The following is a 23,072-nucleotide window of genomic DNA, read 5'->3' as shown; positions in this document are numbered from 1 at the left end:
GTGACTACTCCACGATCCTGCGAGCACTGCACGGTCGTCGCCCCGCTTATCAGTAGCTCATGGCCGTGCGCTGGCGCTGGCTCGCGTGCCCCGTTCTCCAACTCGGTTAGCCACTGCTGTACGGTCTTCACGGCCAGCCCCTTTACTTGGCGTTGGCGGGTTTTAACGCACCAACCGGCAGGTTTTTCAGCAACGAACGGCTATCGCGGTCGGGCTTGGCGGCATCGGCCTTGGTCCGGTCTGCCTTTTGATAATCATCTGGGCGGCCATTTCCGGTTGGCATTGGCGCGGTATTGCTGTTGGTGCTCATGGCTGTTCCTTGGTTGGCATTCCTGCCAGTAGTTGGTCGTTTGGTGATCCACCAAAAATTGATGCATACACGCGGTCGTCGTGTGCCGCTCGTTCCTCGGCGGTCATCAACAGTCCTTGCAGCACGTCTGGCAGGCCACCCAGCACGCGGATTCGTCTCGTCTGCCCGGTATCGGTGATGGTCGTCAGCCGGGTATCAAGTTGCTCATATCCGGGTAAGCCACCGATGATGGTTATCTGCAACGGTGCGTTGCTGTCGGACGTGCGGCCACGCTTTTTAGGAACTATGCGGCGGGCCATTCGTCCCCCTGCTGTTCGTCGTCAACAACTTCAAAGTTTTCCATTTCACGGCGAAGTGCCACCATCGCCGCGACGGCGGTTTTCAGGTCGCCTTTCGCCACTGCCTTGTGATAAATGCCATCGAGTCGTTCAATCCGCTTAGCCCGGACCATGCCCGGAATCTTCGTTAGCTCTTCTTCGAATTCACGGCGCGTGGTGTAGAACAACTTAACGAGTTCAGGACTTAGCTTCGCACCTGACGGGTGATCTAAGTTGTATCGATTGACTCCAGAAGTTGCGACTTCCAGACCGAATTCATCTTTCACCATGCGCACAACGTCAGCGGCACGCTCGTACTGCGCGCATTTCTGCACGATGAACCGCTTCACGTCCACCGGCAGGAGTTGAAGCGCCGTGCCCTTTGCCGGTCCGGGCTTCGTCTTTTTAGCGAACGATACGGCCATGTCACTCTCCCTGTTGTGCTACGTCCAGCAGGTGCGAAATACGACTAGCGGGTACTTCTGCACCATCCACGTACCAGCGCAATCCCACCGGGTTTTGCGGGCGCACTTCGCACAGAATCTGCAAATTCTCCGGCCCCACGACAACCACCACGCTGCCGGTACGGCGGGCGGCTTGCGCGATAGACAACACTGATTCCCTTCGCACCTTCGGCACTCCTTCTGCCAACATCGAAAACCCGGCTTCGTCCAGGTACATGGCTGCTCCTTAATCGGCGTTACCACCATCTGATACATCAACGATGGGTTCGGCCAGAAAGATGCCAAAAGGCATCTCAGGCACTTTTGCTGTCAGTCTGTAGGTAGGCTCCATTCCCTTTAACAGCAATTCCATCTGATCTATAACGATGTTTAGTTCATGCACCAGCATGCGTGTTTTCTCCAAACCAATGCTAATCTGACGCACTTCAGGGAGCACAAGCATGCACGCAGCAAAGTGCACCAACCCCAAACGTTTTGCCACAATTTCCCCATGATCTGCCCACGCTTCCATTTCGGGGCTTTCCCATATTTGCTGCTCTTGTGCCGCAACTTCCTCTTTGGTCTGTTCCATGGCTGTTCCTTACTTCGCGCCCGGTTTTACAGTGGGCACGGGCGGTTCATCAGCTTGATCCTGCGCAATTGATTGCGTGACTTCGGGCTGATCGTCAGGCACACCAAGCGATGCCCGGTAACGTTCTGTCCGCGCGTCCAATGCCTGCAACTCCGCTGCAAGACGTTCGTTCTGCCGCCAGAACGGGGTGCTGTTGACCTTGGCGTGTACCTTCGTCATTTCCTGTTCGCGGAAGGCCGCAACCGCGCTATTGATCTGATCTGCTGTCATGATTCGCTCCTTAACGCGCTGCCGAACCCGGAACCGGGAAGGGCTTCAAGTCGCGCACGGTCTGCGCGCTCGGCGCGGTGGTCGGCACTGCCGGGACTACGTTGGCGGTGCTCTTGTACTGCGCGTGCGCAGTGCCCTTGTGATGTTTCGCACTGTCGCTGCCGCTGTTGCTGCTGTCGCGTCCTGATGACTTGTCCATGACTTACTCCTTAAGAAAAACTGACGTTGATAGCGCTGGGTGTGTTCTGCGTGATGGTCGGCGGGCCACCGGTAAAGGCAATGCTCAGTGCCTCATTTACGTCTAGCTGGCTGCTGATGCTGTGCAGCGCCACGCCTGCCGCGCTGTAGATCGTGCACACGCACGGCCCATCGCAGCTAATGCCCGTGAGGGTTCCGTTCTGCGAGTCACCTATCTGCGTGGTGGCTGGCGGGTACGGCGCATTGGTTGTAACGATTCCGCTCATGATGACTCCCTTAGTTATGCTAAAACTTGCGATTACGAAAATCTAAACTGGTGCTCCGGTATCACCGCCACCTGTAGTTACACCGCTATGCTTGTGCGTATGTACCGATGTTCCCGCTGCTGTCACGTCATTAACAACAGTGACCGGCCCTTGCAAGGTTGCCGGGTAGCCAGCACCACTCGTGCCCTGCGTAAGATTGCCATCTAGTACGATATTCGGTGCCTGCAAGGTAATCGAGGTCGGGGCATTCATCGTGATGGTGCTGCCGGTGATAGTCGTCACACACGCGCCTATGGTGACCGTTATTTCGTTCGGGTGCAGCACGATCACGGCCCCGCTATTGGTGTCCCTGATGGTCACCCCGTTGGGTCCGTAGATGACTACCGATTGTCCATCTACTGCCTGCCACTTGGCGTTACCAATCGGCTGAAAATATAGTGCTTCGAGATTACCCGGCTGGCTCATGTCCGGGTAACTGCTGGCCTGTCCACTGCTGAATCCCACCGGGCACGCCACCGGAATGACATAACCCTTGTCCTTCGGTTGAATCGGGTAGCGCACGTATTCAGGTCCGAACAGCGGGACGGTGATCTGCGGCAACGTCCACACGCTAGGTGCGAGGTCGAATGCGACAGTGATAAGCGGGCCTGCTACGCTAGTCACATGACATGGCAGTGCCTTCCCCAGTAACTGCATGGCGTCGCCAATCTGTGTACGCACGCCTACCGGCAATGTCGATACCAAGGGCGTGCGCAAGAACGCGATAGTCATGGCGTACTCCCGGTGAACCCGTAGCTGTTCCCACTGGGGGACTTATAAATATAGGGTATAGACGACAGTAACGGGCTGGTAGTTGGTTGCGCGAACGCCAGTTCGTACGTGCTCACCCATGCCTTGCCAGCGGCGTTGCGGCTATCGCCCACATGCCTAACCTTGGTCACCAGTGCCACGCCCTGAAACGCGCTGTTTGCCTTGTATGGGCTGTTACTGGCGTTACCGAAAACAAACGCGCTAACCCCGCCATTGGACGTACCGAACGCGCTGGTAGTGCCAAGGCTCGGCGGTAGCTGCACAAAATCGCTCATGGCGATATCGCCTCGCATGACCGTCATGAGTTGCACCTTACCCGGCGCACTCTGATTGGGTTGACCAACTAGGTCTTCAAAATCGACTGCTATCGGGTTGGTCTGGGTCGTGAAGTCCTGCACAACCAGCGTGCCGCCCGTCAACAGAATGGTGACGCCCTGATAAGCAGGATTGGCGGACTGCGCATAGATGGTGTTTGCAGGATTCGGCCCTGCGAGCACGCTTTTACTTGCCTCGTTGATGAACTGCGCGAACTGCTGCAAGTTTTCAAAAAACGCTACTTTGGGTACGCCGGAACCCCACACCAGTGCGTTACTAATCTGCATCTTTATCGACAATTGAGGAAAGGCTGTCACCAAGCAATTCGCAATGGCGGTGCTCATGCTCTGGCCTGCGTTCCACTGAAACACCAAGTTGGCAGGCGTGCTACCGGTGACCGGTTGCATGGCGCTGGCACTGCCACTGACATTACTGTAGTCCGCACTAGCACCACCCGGTGCAAGGTAGAGCGTCAGGCTCATGTCGGTGTCTACCCACTCGCCTACCCCCTGCAATACCTGGCCCGCTGCCAACAAACCAGCCTGCTGTGGATTCGCCAGCGGCAAGCCCTTCGCCATGCCACCGCTAATGCTGATGAACATGCCGTTCAAATCGGCGGCCTGTGCCACCATCGACAACGGCACACCGCTGATTCTCACGAACGGCTTAGCGTGGGCATCTGGCGAATGCAGGGGCGTGCTAGTGATATCCAGTTCGCAACGGAGTGCAGCGGGATTGCTTCCGCCTTGGGTTTGCGGACTAGCCCCGGCATTCAGACTGGTAAATGTCACGGCATTTTTGTCATTCGACAACACAAAGGCCGTGCCGTTAGCATTGGGGTTCGGCACTAACACTTGGCTAGTGGTCGGATTAACAAGGGCAATCGAGTAGTACCTCATGGTCATTGCGCCAATTGCGCGCCCGTTACTTGCACGTCGCTACCGGCTGGCGCTGTAACCTGCATTTGAATGTTGAACTGCTGCGGCGTCGTCTGAGTTGTGGTGCGTGCGGGCGCACTGGGGGTAGCGAACTGCGCTCCACCGCCCGTACTGAGATAGTCACCCATCGTGCTGAATCCACGTTTTAACCGGTCGATCAACGTCTCTGATACGTACTCCTGATCGCTCTGTGCCTGCGTTTTCGACTGGGCATCCAGCGCCTGTTGATCGACAGCATCCATCGGTACGATTCGTGGATCGTTTAGCTGATCGATGGCCTTCGCGGTCTCAATGTTCTTCGGGTCATCGAACGGGCTGCGCGTGCCGCCAAGATCGTTTTGCCCGTTGTTAAATTCCACGTCCTTCGCGGCCTTCAAGGCTTTACTGTCTTCGAAGGGTGTCGGCGCGCCGCTTGGGTCGGCGGTCTTCGAAGGCATGATGATCTGCGGGTCATCGAAAGGCTTTTGCTGGCTGCTGCGGTCGTGCTTCCCACTGTTGGGGTCGCTGGCCTTCGCAAGCGCGATGTTCTTCGGGTCATCGAACGGCGTTTTCCCCCCGCTAAGGTCGATACCTTGGTCGGCTAGTTTTCGCAGATACTTCGAGGTCTCGCCACTTTTCTGGAATTCGCTGATGTGGTCCTTCCACGCATCGCCGTATTTAGCAATGTCGCGGTCAAGGCCAGCAAAACCGTCAAACGCTGCCACGGCCTTATCCCATGACCCATATCGCTTTTTCAGGTCAGCCAGATAGCGTGCCGCGCCTGCCTCGCTCGAATACTCGTCGGTGCGAATTACCCCGTATTTATCGGCGGTCGGTTGATCGAACTGGAATGCACCGAGCACATTCGGGTTATTCGGGTTGATGTTGTTCGTGCCACCGCTGCTTTCGATATTTTCATCAGCCTGCAAAAGTCCCTTGGGCATGCTCCAAATGTTTTCGAGCGCTGCCATGTGCGCGGCTTTGTCAGGGTCTGCGGTGAAACCCGGTTGCCCTGCTGGGGTGCCAGCGCCAGCGCCTGCACCGTCGAATGGGTTGGTCAGGCCATGCTCTTGTAGCCACTGGCCCACCATGGCGGTGCCGCGCGTGATACGTGCCGGAATGTCATTTGATGCTGCTGGCGGCGGCTCAGTACCGGGTGGTGTCGGGTTGTCACCAGCGTTTGCAAGGTCGTTGACGGTCTTCGCGCTGTTGTCGAGAAAGCCCACCACCAGCTTTTCGGCTGCGGTACTCCACTTGTCCAAGTGCGGGGCCAGCAGCAAAATATCTTTATTCCATGCTGTTTCGATATCAGCCCATTTTTGCGCCTGATCCTGCTTGAATTTCGTGGCGTCCTCACCTTGCTGCTGGGTGTAACCGACTTTTTGCCAGTTCTGTTCGTACTGCTGCTGGGCCTTGTCAAGGTCTCCTTTATCCAGTGCGTCCGCCAGCAAGCGAAGTTGGTCCGGGTTCTCTCCGGGAAAGTATGATTGCGCCTGCGCTACTGCGAACTGGGGGCTGGTCTTTTCCCACTGGCTGTATAACTGGGCCTCACCACGGGCCTTCTGCCATGCAAGCTCTGCGGCATCTTTGGTAGCAAAGTCCTGAGCGCTAACACCGGCATTCATGAACGGCAGTTGTTTCGTCGGGTCTGCCTTTGCATTGGCGGCTTCTTCGAGTGCGTCACGGCCAAGGCCATAAGGCTCACCGGCAATGCCGAATTCCTTTTCCTTGCCAAGCTCAAGCCCGAGTTGGCGACCACTTTTAAAGTCACCAGCCACGCTGTTGGCAGCGCCCGCCGTCGCGCCGTAGAGTCCACCAGCCAGTACACCGGCAGCACCGAACAGCCCAAATACCCCCATGCCGCCATTACGTGCGATACCAGTCAGGCCACGCCCTGCTTTTTCGATTTCCTTGGCTATGTTCTGCCATGACTTTGCAGTTTCCTTCGAGGTCTTATCGACGCGCGTGAACACCCCATTCGTGGGGCTAGAAAACTTGCTGGCGGTCGCCTTCTCAACTAGATCATTGAATGTGGTTTCCACATGATCGAAAGCCGTGCCCAATTCCCGCACGCCGCGATTTGTGCCAGCCCACGCGCCGTTAGTCTTCTCTAGCTCGGACTGCCAATTGTGGAAAGATTCCACAAAAGAATCCCATTGCTCAGTTTCAACAGGAATCTCAAGGATTTTTTTGTCTGCCACGGCCAGCCCCTCATGTGTGATGCTGCGCAATCAATTGCGGACTACTGACAATCCGCACGTCGGTGCTATAGATCAATGCTTGGTCGATTTCGCGGCTTCCACCACGGCATTGGCTACTGCCCACCCCGCCGCTTCTTCGTGGCAATCTTCAATTTGGGCCAGCGCGCGCCTGACAAGTCCACTGATATGTGCAACCGAGTCCTCGTACTGCCCTTCTTTAAGAATCTGCACAGATTGATCCAAACAATTGGCTACCACCATCAACATGTTCGCCACGTTCCGTTCAACTTCCTCGCCCACACCGTGGGTCATGCGGAATTGTGGAATTCGCACGGTCCAGATATCAGTAGCGCAAGACAGCAGTGCTTCGAGTTTTGGGATATCAATCATTTCACACCTCGCTTGCCCTTCATTTTCCAGTACTGATCTACCGTCATGCCTGCGCGACCGGGAGCGGCAATCTGCGCTAGGGTGATCCCACCCGCTGGTGGTTCAAAACGGCGCTGCTTAACCGGGCGTCGCGGTATGGGTTGCGGCCAGCGCGCGGTACGTGCGGTCATGACGTGCTCCCTTGCTGCTTCTGACGTGCGCGGGCTTTAGCCAGAATTTGTTCCCGGTGCCGCCTGTAGTAATCCGCTGCTAGTTCTTTCCGACATGCTCGGCACTGCGGTTGAAAGCCATCAACACGGGCACGACAATGACCAAATGCAATCAACGGCTTGTCCAGCAAGCACGTTGCGCATCTCTTGGTAAGCGGCTTGATCATGGCAGTCACCATCAACTCACTACACGATTACCGGCAGGCGAACGGGCTGGCCGTTGATTGATTTCATCAACTGGGGCGGCTTGGAATATGCGGTCATCCATGACCGTTTTTGCCCGAAAAATTCGGTCTGCTCACGGCCTACCCGATCTTTCGAAACAACAGCCCGCAATTCCGGCGATTGATGCGCGGTCTCGAACACAGCGGAACGTACCTTTGCCTCAGTCGTGGCGACCATATCGGCGGGTGCCTGTGGCGACAGGTTGCCCCGAATGCTGGCCGGAACCGACTTAGGCAAAGTAGCTTGCAATTGATGGATCAACATTTTACGGAGTTGATCGGGCGTCGCGGCATCGTTCCGGCAAATGTCGATGATTGCGGTTCGCAGTCCAGCGACTTGCACCACTGGCGCATATTCGGCGGCGATTTGATCGTATTGAACGACAGTGGCGAGGTCTTGGCGCATGGTTCAAAGCTCCGGCAAAGTGTACGTACCAGATGCCAGCTTTCGCTGGTCTTCTTCCCATCGCACTTGATAGGCATTGTTGTCTTCGCTGTCCGGCTGTCCTGCTTTTTTGTTGATTCGAATCATCAAAGTGGGTGGATCACGAAACGTGTCCATCCACACCTTGCGCTTGCCGGTGTTCTCAAACTCACGAACAGGTCTCCCGCTGTCGTCGTGATGAACGACCATTCTCAAACCGTCACCCGTTATCGTGCTGTCGGCGCGTACGTTACTGAGATAGCTCGTAAGGTCCGGGACTTCGCCGCGCTGCATCGCCGCACTGATCGCAATAACTTGATCGGCAGTCAGGTTCTGAGCCACGGCGCGAAGTATTTCCCGGTCGGCGGCACTTACGGCGTCCGCGCGGGCTTGCTGCGGTCGCAAAAGCGCATCCACTCGCGCACTTTTGGCGCGGGCCTCAATTTCACTAAGGCTCAAATCCCAAGCGGGACGTTTACGAACTGCCATTTCGTTACTCCTTCGAAAATCTGCTGTGTACCTGCAATTTTGTGGCTTCGGCGTAGTCGGCCACTAGCTGCCTGTCGTCACGCAAGTACATGTAAAAGGTCTTGCGATTGATACCGGCGTTGGTACATGCGGTATCCAGCGCCAAGCCACTTGCCACCGCTGCCAGAATCCCTTTGAGAACTGAATCAGGCGTTTCTCTGTGTGGTGCGCGCGACTCGTTCATGACCGGCAGTTCCTTGTGATGTAACACCTGTTACTTCCAAGTATATTGACCACAAATCGCGTGGGCACCTTATGCGCGTTGAGTGCGTGGTCGCCCACATTCGTTAGTTCTACGCAATTGAGTGCGCGGATTCTGCTAAACGATTTAGCAGGCTTGTGACGGCCTGCCACGCTCCACCCTCATCCCAAGACCAACCACCGCCCAACAGGCCCGACAAAAAGCCAGGTTCAAGCCGCTGCGGTATCGTGGACGGCCAGCAGTTCCTCCACACGCTCTCTCACCGCTTCGTTGTCGAGCCACTCCAACATGGCGGGCGTGATCCACTGCCAACTAGCGAGGTATTGCGCCAGCGTCTTGCCACCCAGTAGGCCGTCTGTCTGCTGTTCGTGCCAGTAGTCCGCATGTCCGAACATCGCGGCCACCAAGCTGGGATTTTCCTCATACAGCGGAATCGGCAGTTTCATCGCCTGTGGGGCTATGGCGTTCAATTTGATCTGCTGGCTGCTGGTGTACTTCGCTTTCTGAACGTCGAGGTGTTGCTGATACAGCGCAAACGCTTCGGCCAGATGCGCGCGCAGGTAGCCGATTTTCAGATACCGCACGACCGGATTAGGCTCAGACAGGGGTTGCACAAGCGCATCAAACTCATGCCAGTTGCCCTCTGTGGTGATCCACTTGGCAAACCGCTGTTCATTCCAATCCAGTTGTTGCAGCGCCCACCCTATGGCCTCGGCTGATGCGCAGTCACGCACGTGCAGCAGGGAACCAAGCTCAGGGAACGGCATGTCGTACTGCTGTTGCAGCGTCCTGAATGCCATGTGCAGGAATTCACCCGCTTTAGGGGAAAATTTCAAGGGCTTCACAACGGCGTCAGGGGTTGGTTTGGCCTTTGACTTGCCTTTCCCTGTCTCCGCCTGTTGAACCTTCGAGGGTTCGGCACTGCCTGTTTTTTGGGCAGTGCTATCTTCTAAGTCTTTTTTGACTTTGGTTACCTTCTGCTGGTTACCTTCTGTACTTGGGGTGTTGATATCGGCATGCCATGGGGTGTTGAAATCAACACCCGGACCCACGTAAAGGTAGTGCGGACTCCATACCTTGGCGAAGTACCCATGACTGATTTGCAGCAACGGTACGCCGTCGATTTTGGCGGCAAGTGCATTCTTGACTGCCGTTCTCGCCTGTTGTTTTGAACACCCGCCAAAGAACTCCATCCAGTACGATGACGTGTACGCCTTGGCGCACTTGTGACGCTTTGTGTTGTACGCGACGTGATGAACGATGGTCGCGGCCAGCGCATCGAACCCACACGCCTTTAGCTCGGCAAGGGTGTAATGACGGTCGGAATCGGACGGAAGACCTACGGCGGTGCGGTGCTGCTTGGCTGGCGCTATAGCACAGCTATCCGGTTTGTCTAATGCGCAATTGAATTGCTCAGCATCGTGGACGGCCACGACTTCGGCGGGGGCGTTGTTGCTCATGGTTATCTCCCAGAACACGGTTTGCGGGGGCGTCCGAGAGCGAGTAAACTTAAGGCTTATCTCTCGGCCTGTGCGCTAACACAGGACAATTCAATCCCGGCTCCTGCGAAGGAAACCGGGATTTTTTTTGCCGCTTCAGCTTTGCCGTGTCTGTGCTCTAGATGAACGACAGACTACCTACTGTGCTTGTGTGTACTGCTGTATATGCCGTCCGCGTTCGCGGCTCGGTCCTGCAACTGCCATCGCCAGAATGCAAAAAACCCCAGATAAAACGCTTTTGTCAGGGAGGGTCTGGCGGACCATGGTGAAGTCCCGGATGTGGGACGGAACAACACCACTGACACCCTGCAAAAACGTTCTAACTGAGGTTCGATACCACCCACATGCCGTTATCTTCCGCTCCGTCTGGTTGCCGTGCCATCGGGTGATTCAATGCTAGGACATTCTAAGAATCGTGTTTTCGGCGAAAAACGCAGATGGACAAAAAAGGGCAAAAAACGACCGTTTTCGAAAAGCTCTGAGGAATACGAGTTTGTAACAGTTTGTTACCGCCCGTAGTGCGCGCAATTGTTTGTCAAACGTGTAGCGGTGCAAAGTGCGTCACTCCATGTAGTGAGCGACGAATGCCCGATACTCTTGCTCCGATATACACCTCCGGTCATCAGTCGATGTTGGGGTTAGATGACAGTCGCGGAATCCCTTTGAAACGTCGTCTTTTTCCGGTAGCCAGTCGTATTGAGCGTAGGTACGGTTCTCAAGGGCGTCGAACAGCCCCATGGACTGAAGTCCGCCGGTCATCGTTACTTCTAGGGTCATAAAGCACCGGTTTTGCGCTGTGTTGTAATGACTTTGGTAATCAGCACCAAGCACATCTTGAGGTTGTACGCCCGTTTCCGAATACCCCAGCCGGTGAAACTTCTGTTGGGCTTCCGTTGCGCACTTCTGCTGTAGCTTGAACTCCTCTTCACGGCTCTTGTCCGCTAGTTTGGCCGTCAAACGCTGAATCTCAGCGGCCTGCCGTCGAGTGGCGTCAACTTCGGTCCTGAGCCACCAGCCTACACCAGCAAGCGCCACCAGCAAGACCGCACAAATGATTTTCATTGTTGCCCTCGAAAGTATGTGTGTCAGTGCAATTGACTGCTGGCGGGTCGATACACCGGTTGCCAAACCAGCGCGCGCTCTAGCTTATGCGTTTTTTTGTTCTTTTGCGTGTGGTAAACCACTTTTCTATCTGGTTTGACAATCGCATATCGGTTGTAAACCGCGATGTTGTCTCCTACTATCGAGGTGCGGTCGCTGCTAATCGTTTAGCAGGATCACCCCCAACTGAATGGAGTCAGTCATGGCACAAACCAGTGTAGTAGAAGCAAACCCTTCCAGTTTCGTTGTGAAAGTCGGCAGCATGAGTGCGCGTGTACTGATGCGCGAAACCCAAAAGGCGGCAGAAAACGTCAGTCGGTCGAGTTACGAACTTGGTGCGCTGCTGTCGCGCGTCAAGCACAAGATCAACGTCGAGCATGACAAGGCATTCTGGTATGACTCGTTCACCGACTACGTGAAGAAAGAACTGAGGGTAGACGTTGCACAGGCTAACGGGTTCATTCGGGTCTTTGAACGGCTGGAAAATGAGAAAATTGAATACAGCGTGGTCGAGACTTTGCCGTTCTCCGTTCTTCAGCATGTCGCCAAAATGCTTACGCACGACAACGCGCCGGAACTCGTGCAACAGCTTTCCGGGAAGTCGGTGCTGGAGGTTAAAAGTCTCGTCGCGGGGCTAGTGCCGAAAGACGCGGCCAAGGTAGAAGCGGCCAGAAGGTCGGCAGCGGTCAGGCGGGCGAACAAGGCGGAAAAGGCCGCTGGTACTACTGTAGATCACGGCTACGTACCGAAAGACCCCGCGCCTGTTGATGACGTACAAGACGTGGATGCCAAAGATATACCGAACAAGGCCGCGCCCGCCACGAACCCGGTGGATGGCGAAGGGGCAGCGGTGGCCTATCTCAAAGGGCTGGGGGCTGGCGCGGCGGTGGCGTTGGTGCACAAGCTGTTCCCGAAAGAGTTTTTCGGGGCGGTGGATACGCTGCTTAGCTCGGAAGCCAAGGTTACGGTCAAGCCCGGTAAGAAAACGGTCAAGGCAAAGCCGGAACAGCCTGCGGCATGAGCGCGCAACTGATTGCGCAGGGATTACGGCCTATCTGACCCCGCTTTTTGGGGTAAAATTGAGGTAAAAGCCCAATTCAGATAAGCCACAAAGCCTTACTACATAAGGATTTCAAGCCTGTTATGATAGTTCTTGATGAGAACCGCCATGTCTGATCTATTCGACGAATACCCAATGCTTATTTTTGCGCTCGAGTCTCTCGTGGCGCTGCTTCTGCTGATCTTTATCGTCGTATGGACGGCTTCGGGCAAGAAGAAAAACAGGCGCTAGAAGAAGAAACGCAAGCGGCATAACCGCACGTGTTTTGGCGCTGGTTCAATGCAGCGTACGCGGCATGTGCAGTGCAAATTCAGCAACCGGCACCTCGAAACGCTCGCCGTCTTCGGCCACGCAAAAATACGAGCCGCGCATGGTACCGACGGGCGTCGCAATGACCGCCCAGCTCGTGTACTCGAATTTCTCCCCCGGCGGCAGCAACGGCTGGTTGCCGACCACGCCAAGTCCCTTTACTTCCTGAACCACGTCGTCGCTGTCAGTGATGATCCAGTGGCGCGAGATCAGTTGTGCCGCGACCTGGCCCGTGTTCCGGATGGTCAGAGTGTAAGCGAACGCAAACTGGTGGGCGTCCGGATCCGATTGTTCAGGGAGATATTGCGTCTGGACGGATACGCTGAATTCATACTGGCTCATCGCTTTTCCAATTCAAAAATGTGCTGCGCGGGTTCTAACCCCTAACCCCTGGCCCTCTCAAAGACAGAGGTCCGGCGCGGGTTGCGCGAATTTGCGTGAATGTCAGGTGACGCATTCTGCTTGATGCAGCCGGTGCCCGCAACAGAACGCCGCTGCCTGCAAGGGCTTTGTCAAGCGCGCGAAACACCCGCGGGAGGCCGCAGGACGGGACGCAGGCCATTCGGTCAGCGGTTAAAAAGGTCGTCACACTGTAAAATGCATTTTCCGCTTGCAACCGGCCGACGTCATGACGCAATTTCGCCTGTCCCCCAGTATTTTGTCCGCCGACTTTGCCATTCTCGGCGAAGAGGTCCGCAACGTGGTCGCAGCCGGCGCGGACTGGATCCACTTCGACGTGATGGACAACCATTACGTCCCGAACCTGACAATTGGCCCCATGGTCTGCGAAGCGCTGCGCCCGCATACGGATGTGCCTATCGACGTGCATCTGATGGTGCGCCCGGTCGATCGTATCGTGCCGGATTTCGCAAAAGCCGGCGCCAATGTGATCAGCTTTCATCCGCAAGGTTCGGATCATATCGATCGCACGCTGTCGCTGATTCGCGATCACGGCTGCAAGGCCGGTCTGGTTTTTAATCCGGCCACGTCGCTGAGTCATCTCGACTACGTGATGGACAAGGTCGATCTGGTGCTGATCATGTCCGTGAACCCGGGCTTCGGCGGCCAGTCGTTCATTCCCGAAGCACTCGTAAAACTGCGTGAAGCGCGCCGGCGTATCGACGAATACCGCGAGCGGACCGGACGCGAGATTCATCTTGAAGTGGACGGCGGCGTCAAAATCGACAACATCCGGGAAATCGCCGAAGCCGGCGCGGATACGTTCGTGGCCGGATCGGCCATTTTCGGCCACCACAATTACCACGACGTTATCGCGCAAATGCGCGCCGAACTGGCCAAAGTGAATACCGGAGAAGCGCGATGAGCGAACTCACGGCGGAGCTTCCGGCGTTCACGAACAAGACGCTGCGCGCGGCGATCATCGACCTGGATGGGACAATGATCGACACCGCCGACGATTTCGTCGCGGCGCTCAACGGCATGCTGGCGCGTATCGGCACAAAAGCTGCGGACCGGGACGAAGTCATTGGCTATATAGGAAAGGGTTCGGAGAACCTGATCCGCAGCGTGCTGGCCGTCCGGTTTTCAGCGCTGGAAGCAAGCACGAAGTTCGAAGACGCCCTCGCGATCTATCAGACGGAATACGCACGTATCAACGGACAGCGCTCCACCCTCTATCCCGAAGTCACGGAAGGCCTGAAAGCGTTACGGGATCTCGGTTTGCCGCTGGCGTGCGTGACGAACAAGCCGCACAGGTTCGCTGTCGAACTGCTGGTGAAATTCGGCTTGGCCGAATACTTCAAGGTGGTACTCGGCGGCGATTCCGTCCCGCAAAAAAAGCCAGATCCGGCGCCCATGCTGATTGCCTGCGAGCGGCTTGACGTGCTGCCGCGCGAAGCCGTCGCTATCGGGGATTCGGAGAATGACGCGCTGGCTGGCCGTGCAGCGGGCATGGCGACGCTTACGGTGCCTTACGGTTACAACCACGGCAAACCCGTGCACCTCGTGAAATCCGATGGTATAGTTTCTTCCCTGCTAACTGCCGCACAGGCAATAGCAGCAACCATGGCCGCGCCCGCTGCACCCGGCGCGACAACATCGACTGACTAGTTCTCAATCCTCATGTTTCTGAACAAAAAACGGAGTCTGAGCAGCATCGACCGGGGAGCCTGGCCCTGGCGTCGCTGGTCGCGCTAACCTCGCCCGAGGGTCGCTGAAGCTCGTCTTTGGCAACCGTTTTTTGTTTCGCTGCGCATTCCGCGCGCCGATCCCACCGACTTGTTTTACCTTGATGCCTGGCCTGATCCGCATCATCCGCTGCGCCCAAACTTCGCTTTGTGGCCGTACCGTGTTAGCAACGCGGCTACAGTCCGAACGATCGGGACAGCGATTGAAGCATCAGGCGATGCACAAACGAAGCCGATAGTGGGTCGGGCCGTGCGGTAAATTGTCCGCAACGCCCCGTGTGTGCTCGATGTCGCCAAATCCAACAAGCGACACGTAAAGGATCAGAACATGACCGAACTCGAATTCCAATCGCTGGCGAATGAAGGTTTCAACCGCATTCCGCTGATCGCCGAGGCGCTGGCCGACCTGGAAACGCCGCTTTCGCTTTATCTCAAGCTGGCTCAGACCGAGCGTAATGGCGCCAACTCGTTCCTGCTGGAATCAGTGGTGGGTGGCGAGCGCTTCGGGCGTTACTCGTTCATCGGCTTGCCGGCCCGCACCATGATTCGCGTGCAAAACGGTGTGTCGGAAGTGGTGAAGGACGGCAACGTCATTGAAACAAGTGAAGCTGATCCGCTGACGTTTATTGAAGCATTCCAGAAGCGCTTCAAGATTGCGCAGCGCCCGGGGCTACCGCGTTTTTGTGGCGGCCTCGCCGGGTATTTCGGTTATGACGCCGTGCGTTATATCGAAAAGAAGCTGGCTCATTCGGCCCCGCGCGACGATCTCGGCCTGCCCGATATCCAGTTGCTGCTGACCGAGGAAATGGCGGTTATCGACAACCTCGCCGGCAAGCTCTACCTGATTGTCTACGCCGACCCGACCACGCCCGAAGCCTATACAAAAGCCAAGCAGCGCCTGCGCGAATTGCGTGCCCGTTTGCGCACGACCGTGCAGCCGCCGGTGACGTCGGCGAGCGTGCGTACGGAGACGTATCGCGAGTTTGCGAAGGACGATTACCTGAACACGGTGCGCCGAGCGAAGGAGTACATCGCGGCAGGCGAATTGATGCAGGTTCAGGTCGGCCAGCGGCTGGTGAAGCCGTTCCGCGATAACCCGCTGTCGCTGTATCGCGCGTTGCGCTCGCTGAATCCATCGCCGTATATGTATTACTACAACTTCGGCGGCGAATTCCACGTGGTGGGAGCCTCGCCGGAAATTCTGGTGCGCCAGGAAAAGCGCGGCGAGGAACGCATTGTCACGATTCGCCCGCTCGCCGGAACGCGGCCGCGCGGCAACACGCCCGAGCGCGATGCCGAACTCGCGACCGAACTATTGAACGACCCGAAGGAAGTGGCTGAACACGTGATGCTGATCGATCTGGCGCGTAATGACGTCGGCCGGATTGCGCAGACGGGATCGGTGGTGGTGACGGACAAGCTGGCGATCGAAAAGTACTCGCACGTCCAGCACATCGTGAGTTCGGTCGAGGGCAAGCTGAAACCCGGCACGACGAATTTCGACGTGCTGCGCGCCACCTTCCCCGCCGGCACGCTGTCGGGCGCGCCGAAAGTGCGGGCGATGGAAATCATCGACGAGCTGGAGCCGGTGAAACGCGGCCTGTACGGCGGCGCCTGCGGTTATCTGTCGTTCACGGGCGAAATGGATCTCGCCATCGCGATCCGCACCGGGCTGATCCACAAGGGCAACTTGTATGTGCAGGCGGCAGCGGGCGTGGTCGCGGATTCGGTGCCCGAGTCGGAATGGCAGGAGACGGAGAACAAGGCGCGCGCAGTGCTGCGCGCCGCCGAGCAGGTGCAAGACGGCCTCGATAGTGACTTCTGATCCCGGAGACAGACCATGCTGCTGATGATCGACAACTACGATTCGTTCACCTATAACCTGGTCCAGTATTTCGGCGAACTGGGCGAGGATGTGCGGACTTACCGCAACGACGAAATTACCCTCGATGAAATCGCGAAGCTCAATCCCGAGCGGATCTGCCTCTCGCCGGGACCCAGCAATCCGCAACATGCGGGCATCACGCTCGACGTGCTGCGCGAATTTTCCGGAAAGATCCCCATTTTGGGCGTCTGCCTCGGCCATCAGGCGATTGGCGAGGCGTTTGGCGGACGCGTCGTGCGCGCACAAACCATCATGCACGGCAAGGTAAGCACGATTGAAACCGACTGCCGCGGGGTGTTTTCCGATCTGCCGAAACATTTCAGCGTGACGCGTTATCACTCTCTCGCGATCGAACGCGAGTCGCTGCCGGATTGCCTGGAAATATCGGCGTGGACGCCCGATGGTGAAATCATGGGCGTGCGTCACAAGGAACTCGCGGTCGAGGGCGTGCAATTTCACCCGGAATCGATTCTGTCCGAGCACGGCCACGCGCTGCTCGAAAACTTCGTCAAGAGCCCGGCGCAAGGCATTCGCGCGTGAACCGAGATCCGATCATGACTATTACGGCCCAGGAAGCGTTGCAACGGACCATTGAGCATCGCGAGATTTTCCACGACGAAATGCTGCACCTGATGCGCATGATCATGCGCGGCGAGATGTCGCCGGTGATGTCCGCCGCGATCATCACAGGTTTGCGCGTGAAGAAGGAAACCATTGGGGAGATCGCGGCGGCAGCCACCGTGATGCGCGAGTTCGCGAATCACGTGAGCGTGCCGGATAGCGAGAATCTTGTCGATATCGTCGGCACCGGGGGCGATGGCTCGCATACCTTCAACATCTCGACGGCCACCATGTTCGTCACGGCGGCCGCTGGCGCGAAGGTTGCGAAGCACGGTGGTCGCGGGGTATCGAGTAAATCGGGCAGCGCAGACGTGCTCGAGGCGCTGGGCGTGAATATCGATCTTCAGCCGGAACAAGTGGCGCTGTCCATTGCCGAAACGGGCATGGGTTTCATGTTCGCACCGAACCATCATCCGGCGATGAAAAACATCGCGCCGGTGCGCCGTGAGCTCGGCGTGCGGACCATTTTCAACATCCTTGGCCCGCTGACCAACCCGGCCGGCGCACCGAATCAGTTGATGGGCGTGTTCCATGAAGATCTCGTCGGCATCCAGGTGCGCGTGATGCAGCGCCTCGGAGCCAAGCACGTGCTGGTGGTGTACGGCAAGGACGGCATGGACGAGGTATCCCTGGGCGCGGCAACGGTGGTGGGCGAGCTGCGCAACGGTGAAGTGCTCGAGTATGAGATTCACCCGGAAGACTTCGGCCTGCAGATGGTGTCGAACCGGACGCTGAAGGTGGCGGACGCGCAGGAATCGAAGACCATGCTGCTCGGCGCGCTGAACAACAAGCCGTGCGTCGCGCGCGAAATCGTGACGCTGAATGCGGGCACGGCGCTGTATGCAGCCAACGTGGCGGAATCTATCGAAGCCGGCATGGCGCTGGCGAAAGAGGTGATCGCGAGCGGCCAGGCGCGTGAAAAAGTCGACGAACTTGTGCGCTTCACGCAGCAATTCGCCAAATAACGAGGCCAGGACATGAGTGACATTCTCGAGCGCATCATCGAAGTCAAACGTAGCGAAATTCGCGTCGCACAGGAAAGCGTGTCGCTGGAGGAACTGCGTTTGCAGGCGAGTACACGCGACTCGCGCGACTTCGTCGGCGCATTGCGCGCGAAGCACGCCGAGGGGAAGCCGGCAATCATCGCGGAAGTGAAGAAAGCGAGCCCGTCGAAGGGCATATTGCGCGAGAACTTCGTCCCTGCCGATATCGCGAAATCGTATGAACAAGGCGGCGCCGCGTGTTTGTCGGTGCTGACCGATGTGCAGTTCTTCAAGGGCAGTGTGGCGTATCTCGAAGAAGCGCGCGCCGCGTGCAGCCTGCCGGTTCTGCGCAAGGACTTTATCGTCGATGCGTATCAGATTCTGGAAGCCCGCGCGATGGGCGCCGACTGCATTCTGTTGATCGCCGCCGCACTCCAGCCCTCGCACATGCGTGATCTGGAAGCGTATGCGCACTCGCTCGGCCTGGCGGTGCTCGTGGAAGTTCACGACCGCGACGAACTCGAGCAGTCGCTCACCCTGAAGACCCCGCTGATCGGGGTCAATAACCGCAACCTGCGCACGTTCGAGACGTCGATTGAAACAACGATCGGGATGCTGGACATGGTTCCCGAGGACCGTATAGTGGTGACCGAATCGGGCATTCTGAGCCGCGTCGATGTCGACCGGCTACGCGCCATGGACGTGCAGACGTTCCTGGTCGGCGAAGCGTTCATGCGTGCCGACGACCCCGGTACCGAACTGGCGCGAATGTTCTTCTGACGCTGTTGCACGGAGTTTATTTTGAGTATTGAACGCGAGATCAAACTGGCGCTGCCTACGTCCGAACACGGCGAAATAGCGCAGGACCTGACGCAACGCACCGGTCAGGAAGGTCGCAGGATCCAGCTCACCAACGTCTACTTCGACACCCCGGATCACGCGCTCGCCAAGGCTAAGAGTGCGGTGCGCCTGCGTGGTACCCCGGATCAGTGGCTGCAAACGTACAAGACCGCTGGTGAATCCCAGGAGGGTTTGCACAACCGGCACGAGTGGGAACTGCCGGTTGCCGGGGAGTCGCTGGAAATTCCCGCCCTGCTTGAAATCTGCGACGAGGAAAACGCCGCCAACGCGCTCAGCGACGCCGCGCCCGAATTGATCGCCCTGTTCCGCACGGATTTTTCGCGCGTGATCTGGGACGTCGAGATTGACGGTGCGAAGATTGAAGCGGCGCTGGATCTCGGCGAAGTGACGGCTGACGTGGACGGCGAGCGCCGCACTACGCCAATCAGCGAGCTCGAACTCGAGCTGAAGTCCGGCAACGAGAATGCGTTGGACACCCTTGCGGCGCAAATGCGCGGCGCGTTCCTTTATCTTCAACCCGAGGACGCCAGCAAAGCACGCCGGGGTTACGACCTGTGCGAGCCCAAAGCGGCTGGGTCCAACGGCGGCGTGAAATGAGTCAGGCGTCGCTGTTTGAAGCTGAGGCATCGAAAGCCCAACCGTTCACCTCACTGGAAAGTCAGTTCGACGCGTTGCCGGCGGACTGGCGCAAACATCTGAAGACTTTCACCGAGAGTCCGCATTACACCGCGTTGTGCGCGTTCGTCGACGCGGAGCGCGCCGCCGGCAAGACCGTGTATCCCGCCGATGTCTTCCGCGCCTTGCGCCTGACTCGTCCCGGCGATGTGAAGGTCGTGATCCTCGGACAAGATCCGTATCACGGCGAAGATCGCGGTGCGCCGCAAGCTCACGGCCTGGCGTTTTCAGTGCCGGCTCCGGTTCGGCCACCGCCATCGCTGAAAAATATCTTCAAGGAAATCAACGCGAGCCTCGGCTTCACAGCGCCCGCTCACGGCTGCCTCGACGCATGGGCACAGCAAGGCGTGCTGTTGCTGAACACATCACTGACGGTGGAACGCGACAAAGCCGGCAGTCACGCGAAACGTGGCTGGGAGCATTGCACCGACACACTGATTCACGAACTTGCCCTTCGGCACGAGCATCTTGTGTTCATGCTTTGGGGCGCGCATGCGCAGGCGAAACGGGGGTTGATTGCGTCGGCGGTGGCATCCGGGAAAGCGCACTGCGTGCTGGAGGCGCCCCACCCTTCTCCTCTGTCAGCGCATCGCGGCTTTCTGGGCTGCGGGCATTTTGTGGCGGCGAATACGTATCTGGAGCAACACGGGCGACCCGCCATCGACTGGCGTTTGCCTGACGCGCCAGCATAAAAAACCCGCCGATGTCTCACGACACGGCGGGTTTTTTACAACTGTCCTGCTATTCCAAACGCTTACAGCGCGGCGATCGAGTCGCGTGCGGTAGCCAAGGCGGCGCCGGCAGCGTCCGGGCCCATGTTCAGGCCTTCGGCGAAGATGAAGCTGACGTCGGTCATGCCCAGGAATCCGAGGAACGCCTTCAGATACGGCGTTTGCGAATCGTTCGGCGTACCGCTGTACTTGCCGCCGCGTGCCGAGACAACAATCACCTTCTTGCCGGTCACCAGGCCTTCCGGGCCGTTCGCACCGTACTTGAACGTGATGCCTGCGCGGGCGATCCAGTCGAAGTACGCCTTCAGTTGCGACGAAATGCCGAAGTTGTACATCGGCGCTGCGATCACGACCACATCAGCCGCTTGCAGTTCGGCGATAAGCGCTTCGCTCCTGGCATTGATTGCGCTCTGCTCCGCCGTGCGCTGGTCAGCGGGCGTGAAGAACGCGCCGAGCGTGGCGTCGTTGAGGTGCGGGAGATTGTCGGAGAGAAGATTGCGCACAACCAGCTTCGCGCCCGGATGCGCTTGCTGCAGCTTCACCGACACTTCGTCGGCCAGCAACGTGGATTGGGCGCCTTGCGAGCGGGCTGCGGAATTGATTTGAAGAATGGTCGTCATGATGATTCCTCTGTCTGGTCTGTTGAGTTCGAGCACGGATCGCGCTCTGACAGGACGCATTCTTCTTTTTTACGACGCCGGGAACAAGCTGCGCACTCATGACGGATTGTTGCAGCAATAGAACAATCCGCCTTCATCGCTGCGTTTAGCCCATCAACCTTTCAGCCAGCGTTCGCGCCATTGCTTCGACGGACCGCTGCCATCGGCGGTGGAAAGCACATAACGCGATACTTCCGGCGGATCGAGCTTGACCTGCGCGACGCGCAGCTCGTCGCGCCGGAATGCGTGCACTTCCACCTTCGCGCCCGGCAAATAGCGCGCAAGCAGCGTGTCGAGATTCGATCCCGTTACGCGCACGCCGTCGATTGCGACCAGCACGTCTCCCGCCGATAACCCCGCCTTCTGCGCCGCGCTGTTCTCATGGACAGCCGCGAGCACGCAATCCGCGCCATTGCGAATCCGCGCACCGAACGACGGTTTCGCCGCCGTGCCGTTGGTCGCGACATCGGGCGCGAACTTGATGCCGAAGGGCTCGAACAATGTATCGAGCGGCAGATCGCGCGTGCCGTGGACACCCTCGCGGAAGAGCTTTTTCAAGTCGGCGCCGGTGGCTTCGGCAAACAAGGCTTCCACTTCGCTTTCTTCGATACCCCGCGCCTTGCCGTGATAAAAATCCCGCCCGTAGCGTTGCCACAGGAGGCGCATGACATCGTCCAGCGACTTCTTGCCTTCGGTTTGCGTCCGGATCGACAGGTCGAAAGCGAGCGCGACAAGCGAACCCTTCTGGTAATAGCTGACGATAGCGTTCGCCGCGTTTTCGTCCTGCCGATAATATTTGACCCACGCGTCGAACGAGCTTTCAGCCACGGTCTGCTTGAGCCGCCCCGACCCGCGCAACACGCCGCCGAGCGTCTTGCCCAGAAGCGAAAAATACTCGCTCGCGCTGATCAGGCCGCTACGCACGAGCATCAGGTCATCGTAGTAAGACGTAAAGCCTTCGAACAACCACAGCAGCGACGTGTAATTTTCCTGCGATAGATCGTACGGCGCGAACGCAGCCGGCTTGATGCGCTTCACGTTCCACGTATGGAAATATTCGTGGCTGCAAAGGCCAAGATACGTTCGATATCCGTCCGTCACGTCCGGGCGCCCGGTAACAGGCAGATCGGCACGATTGCAGATCAGCGCCGTCGATGCACGATGCTCCAGGCCACCGTAACCATCGGCAACGGCGACCGTCATGAACACATAACGATCGACGGGCGCCTTCTTCGTACGCGGCTCGAACAACGCAATTTGCGATTCGCAAACACGCTTGAGGTCGGCTTCCAGGCGGTGCATGTCGAGCCCGGTCACGCGGCCTGAAATCACGATGTCGTGCTTTGCGCCGTGGGCATCGAAGGAACCGAGCGCGAACTCGCCCAGCGTCACGGGATGATCGATCAGCGCATCGTAATTCGGTGCTTCATAAGCGCCGAAGCCATGGCGCTTCGTACCGCGCGCCTCGGGCATTGCCGTCGCCACACGCCAGTTCGCGTATTGCGTACCCGAAGGCTTTTGAATATCGACGATACACGGCGCATCCGCCTGCCCTTCCACCGCGAGAAACACGCTCGTGCCGTTGAAAAAACCGATGCTGTCGTCGAGATGTGCCGCGCGTACCGACAGGTCCCAGCCATAGACCTCGTAACGCAGCGTGATCTGGCCATCGTGCGGCGCCGTTTGCCACGCGTGTTTGTCGGTTTTATCGATGGCGAGCTTTCGGCCGGCGGCGTTGAACGCCTGCAGCGTGACGATATTGCGGGCGAATTCGCGGATCATGTAGCTGCCCGGAATCCACACCGGTAACACGAAGCGCTGACCGGACGGATCGGGTTGCGCGACGGTCAACGTCACTTCGAACAAATGCGCTGCGGGATTTTTCGGAACGATGGTGTAACGGATGGCGTTCATGCGTCGAGGTC

General features: G+C 57.8%; 30 protein-coding genes. 10 read left to right on the top strand and 20 right to left on the bottom strand.

Translation table 11 applies throughout. The annotated features are described in order from the left end of the window. Positions 1–142 precede the first annotated feature (142 nt). From AWB69_RS48045 to AWB69_RS29060, 17 genes are all read right to left on the bottom strand, one after another. Positions 143–310, bottom strand: coding sequence for a hypothetical protein (locus AWB69_RS48045; protein ID WP_156529003.1), 168 nt, complete (start codon positions 308–310; stop codon positions 143–145). Then, a complete protein-coding gene (locus tag AWB69_RS29135) occupies positions 307–609 on the bottom strand; it encodes a hypothetical protein (RefSeq protein WP_062090297.1) in 303 nt (100 codons plus the stop codon). Before AWB69_RS29135 ends, AWB69_RS48045 begins: the two co-directional genes overlap by 4 nt. Next, positions 594–1,052, bottom strand: coding sequence for a DUF2280 domain-containing protein (locus tag AWB69_RS29130; RefSeq protein WP_062090296.1), 459 nt, complete (start codon positions 1,050–1,052; stop codon positions 594–596). Before AWB69_RS29130 ends, AWB69_RS29135 begins: the two co-directional genes overlap by 16 nt. A gap of 1 nt (position 1,053) precedes the next feature. Continuing rightward, positions 1,054–1,308: a hypothetical protein gene (locus AWB69_RS29125; RefSeq protein WP_062090295.1), complete on the bottom strand. Its 255-nt coding sequence runs from the start codon at positions 1,306–1,308 to the stop codon at positions 1,054–1,056. Positions 1,309–1,317: 9 nt separating this feature from the next. Further along, a complete protein-coding gene (locus tag AWB69_RS29120) occupies positions 1,318–1,662 on the bottom strand; it encodes a hypothetical protein (RefSeq protein ID WP_062090294.1) in 345 nt (114 codons plus the stop codon). Positions 1,663–1,671: 9 nt separating this feature from the next. Beyond that, a complete protein-coding gene (locus tag AWB69_RS29115) occupies positions 1,672–1,932 on the bottom strand; it encodes a hypothetical protein (protein ID WP_062090293.1) in 261 nt (86 codons plus the stop codon). A gap of 10 nt (positions 1,933–1,942) precedes the next feature. Beyond that, a complete protein-coding gene (locus AWB69_RS29110; protein WP_062090292.1) occupies positions 1,943–2,131 on the bottom strand; it encodes a hypothetical protein in 189 nt (62 codons plus the stop codon). A 10-nt stretch (positions 2,132–2,141) separates the two neighbouring features. Then, on the bottom strand, positions 2,142–2,396 hold the full coding sequence (locus AWB69_RS29105) for a hypothetical protein (protein WP_062090291.1): 255 nt from the start codon (positions 2,394–2,396) through the stop codon (positions 2,142–2,144). Positions 2,397–2,438: 42 nt separating this feature from the next. Beyond that, positions 2,439–3,167, bottom strand: coding sequence for a hypothetical protein (locus AWB69_RS29100; protein ID WP_062090290.1), 729 nt, complete (start codon positions 3,165–3,167; stop codon positions 2,439–2,441). After that, a complete protein-coding gene (locus tag AWB69_RS29095) occupies positions 3,164–4,420 on the bottom strand; it encodes a hypothetical protein (RefSeq protein ID WP_062090289.1) in 1,257 nt (418 codons plus the stop codon). The genes AWB69_RS29100 and AWB69_RS29095 overlap by 4 nt, the downstream gene beginning before the upstream one ends. Positions 4,421–4,422: 2 nt before the next feature. Next, positions 4,423–6,639, bottom strand: coding sequence for a lysozyme family protein (locus AWB69_RS29090; protein WP_062090288.1), 2,217 nt, complete (start codon positions 6,637–6,639; stop codon positions 4,423–4,425). Between the two features lie 72 nt (positions 6,640–6,711). Then, the gene (locus tag AWB69_RS29085) at positions 6,712–7,029 is read right to left on the bottom strand and encodes a hypothetical protein (RefSeq protein WP_062090287.1); all 318 of its coding nucleotides are present in this window, start codon (positions 7,027–7,029) and stop codon (positions 6,712–6,714) included. A gap of 395 nt (positions 7,030–7,424) precedes the next feature. Continuing rightward, positions 7,425–7,868, bottom strand: coding sequence for a hypothetical protein (locus AWB69_RS29080; RefSeq protein WP_062090286.1), 444 nt, complete (start codon positions 7,866–7,868; stop codon positions 7,425–7,427). Between the two features lie 3 nt (positions 7,869–7,871). Next, on the bottom strand, positions 7,872–8,375 hold the full coding sequence (locus AWB69_RS29075) for a hypothetical protein (RefSeq protein ID WP_062090285.1): 504 nt from the start codon (positions 8,373–8,375) through the stop codon (positions 7,872–7,874). A 4-nt stretch (positions 8,376–8,379) separates the two neighbouring features. Further along, positions 8,380–8,598, bottom strand: a complete 219-nt coding sequence (locus AWB69_RS29070) for a hypothetical protein (protein WP_062090284.1) — start codon at positions 8,596–8,598, stop codon at positions 8,380–8,382. A 227-nt stretch (positions 8,599–8,825) separates the two neighbouring features. Then, positions 8,826–10,076 carry a hypothetical protein gene (locus AWB69_RS29065; RefSeq protein ID WP_062090283.1) on the bottom strand — a complete coding sequence of 417 codons (1,251 nt, stop codon included), beginning with the start codon at positions 10,074–10,076 and terminating at the stop codon, positions 8,826–8,828. Between the two features lie 600 nt (positions 10,077–10,676). Beyond that, the gene (locus AWB69_RS29060; RefSeq protein WP_062090282.1) at positions 10,677–11,177 is read right to left on the bottom strand and encodes a hypothetical protein; all 501 of its coding nucleotides are present in this window, start codon (positions 11,175–11,177) and stop codon (positions 10,677–10,679) included. 241 nt (positions 11,178–11,418) lie between these two features. Here AWB69_RS29060 and AWB69_RS29055 point away from each other — a divergent pair, with 241 nt between their 5' ends. Further along, on the top strand, positions 11,419–12,237 hold the full coding sequence (locus tag AWB69_RS29055; RefSeq protein WP_062090281.1) for a hypothetical protein: 819 nt from the start codon (positions 11,419–11,421) through the stop codon (positions 12,235–12,237). A 147-nt stretch (positions 12,238–12,384) separates the two neighbouring features. After that, complete coding sequence (locus tag AWB69_RS50440; RefSeq protein WP_047898369.1) at positions 12,385–12,507, top strand: hypothetical protein; 123 nt, start codon at positions 12,385–12,387, stop codon at positions 12,505–12,507. A gap of 45 nt (positions 12,508–12,552) precedes the next feature. Here AWB69_RS50440 and apaG read toward each other — a convergent pair whose 3' ends face one another. After that, entirely contained in the window at positions 12,553–12,927 is a 375-nt protein-coding gene (apaG, locus tag AWB69_RS29050) for a Co2+/Mg2+ efflux protein ApaG (protein ID WP_062090280.1), read from the bottom strand. Positions 12,928–13,213: 286 nt separating this feature from the next. Between apaG and rpe the strand changes: the two genes are divergently transcribed. The 8 genes from rpe to AWB69_RS29010 all read left to right on the top strand — a co-directional run bounded on the left by rpe (position 13,214) and on the right by AWB69_RS29010 (position 20,449). Then, positions 13,214–13,909, top strand: a complete 696-nt coding sequence (gene rpe, locus AWB69_RS29045; protein ID WP_062090311.1) for a ribulose-phosphate 3-epimerase — start codon at positions 13,214–13,216, stop codon at positions 13,907–13,909. Further along, complete coding sequence (locus AWB69_RS29040) at positions 13,906–14,655, top strand: phosphoglycolate phosphatase (protein ID WP_062090279.1); 750 nt, start codon at positions 13,906–13,908, stop codon at positions 14,653–14,655. Before rpe ends, AWB69_RS29040 begins: the two co-directional genes overlap by 4 nt. A 405-nt stretch (positions 14,656–15,060) precedes the next feature. After that, a complete protein-coding gene (gene trpE / locus AWB69_RS29035) occupies positions 15,061–16,557 on the top strand; it encodes an anthranilate synthase component I (protein WP_062090278.1) in 1,497 nt (498 codons plus the stop codon). A 15-nt stretch (positions 16,558–16,572) separates the two neighbouring features. Continuing rightward, entirely contained in the window at positions 16,573–17,157 is a 585-nt protein-coding gene (locus tag AWB69_RS29030; protein WP_062090277.1) for an aminodeoxychorismate/anthranilate synthase component II, read from the top strand. 14 nt (positions 17,158–17,171) lie between these two features. After that, on the top strand, positions 17,172–18,203 hold the full coding sequence (gene trpD, locus AWB69_RS29025; RefSeq protein ID WP_062090310.1) for an anthranilate phosphoribosyltransferase: 1,032 nt from the start codon (positions 17,172–17,174) through the stop codon (positions 18,201–18,203). Positions 18,204–18,215: 12 nt separating this feature from the next. Continuing rightward, on the top strand, positions 18,216–19,001 hold the full coding sequence (gene trpC, locus AWB69_RS29020) for an indole-3-glycerol phosphate synthase TrpC (RefSeq protein ID WP_062090276.1): 786 nt from the start codon (positions 18,216–18,218) through the stop codon (positions 18,999–19,001). Between the two features lie 21 nt (positions 19,002–19,022). Beyond that, on the top strand, positions 19,023–19,679 hold the full coding sequence (locus AWB69_RS29015; RefSeq protein ID WP_062090275.1) for a CYTH domain-containing protein: 657 nt from the start codon (positions 19,023–19,025) through the stop codon (positions 19,677–19,679). Next, positions 19,676–20,449 (top strand): uracil-DNA glycosylase, encoded by a 774-nt coding sequence (locus tag AWB69_RS29010; RefSeq protein ID WP_062090274.1) that lies wholly within the window; start codon positions 19,676–19,678, stop codon positions 20,447–20,449. The genes AWB69_RS29015 and AWB69_RS29010 overlap by 4 nt, the downstream gene beginning before the upstream one ends. A gap of 62 nt (positions 20,450–20,511) precedes the next feature. Here AWB69_RS29010 and AWB69_RS29005 read toward each other — a convergent pair whose 3' ends face one another. Together AWB69_RS29005 and AWB69_RS29000 are read right to left on the bottom strand one after the other, a co-directional pair. Next, positions 20,512–21,108: an FMN-dependent NADH-azoreductase gene (locus AWB69_RS29005; RefSeq protein WP_062090273.1), complete on the bottom strand. Its 597-nt coding sequence runs from the start codon at positions 21,106–21,108 to the stop codon at positions 20,512–20,514. Between the two features lie 153 nt (positions 21,109–21,261). Continuing rightward, positions 21,262–23,061 carry a M61 family metallopeptidase gene (locus tag AWB69_RS29000; RefSeq protein WP_062090272.1) on the bottom strand — a complete coding sequence of 600 codons (1,800 nt, stop codon included), beginning with the start codon at positions 23,059–23,061 and terminating at the stop codon, positions 21,262–21,264. Between the last annotated feature and the right edge of the window lie 11 nt (positions 23,062–23,072).

The sequence above is a fragment of the Caballeronia udeis genome (genome assembly GCF_001544555.2).
Taxonomy (GTDB): Bacteria; Pseudomonadota; Gammaproteobacteria; order Burkholderiales; family Burkholderiaceae; genus Caballeronia; species Caballeronia udeis.
This window is presented reverse-complemented; position numbering and strand designations above follow the sequence as displayed.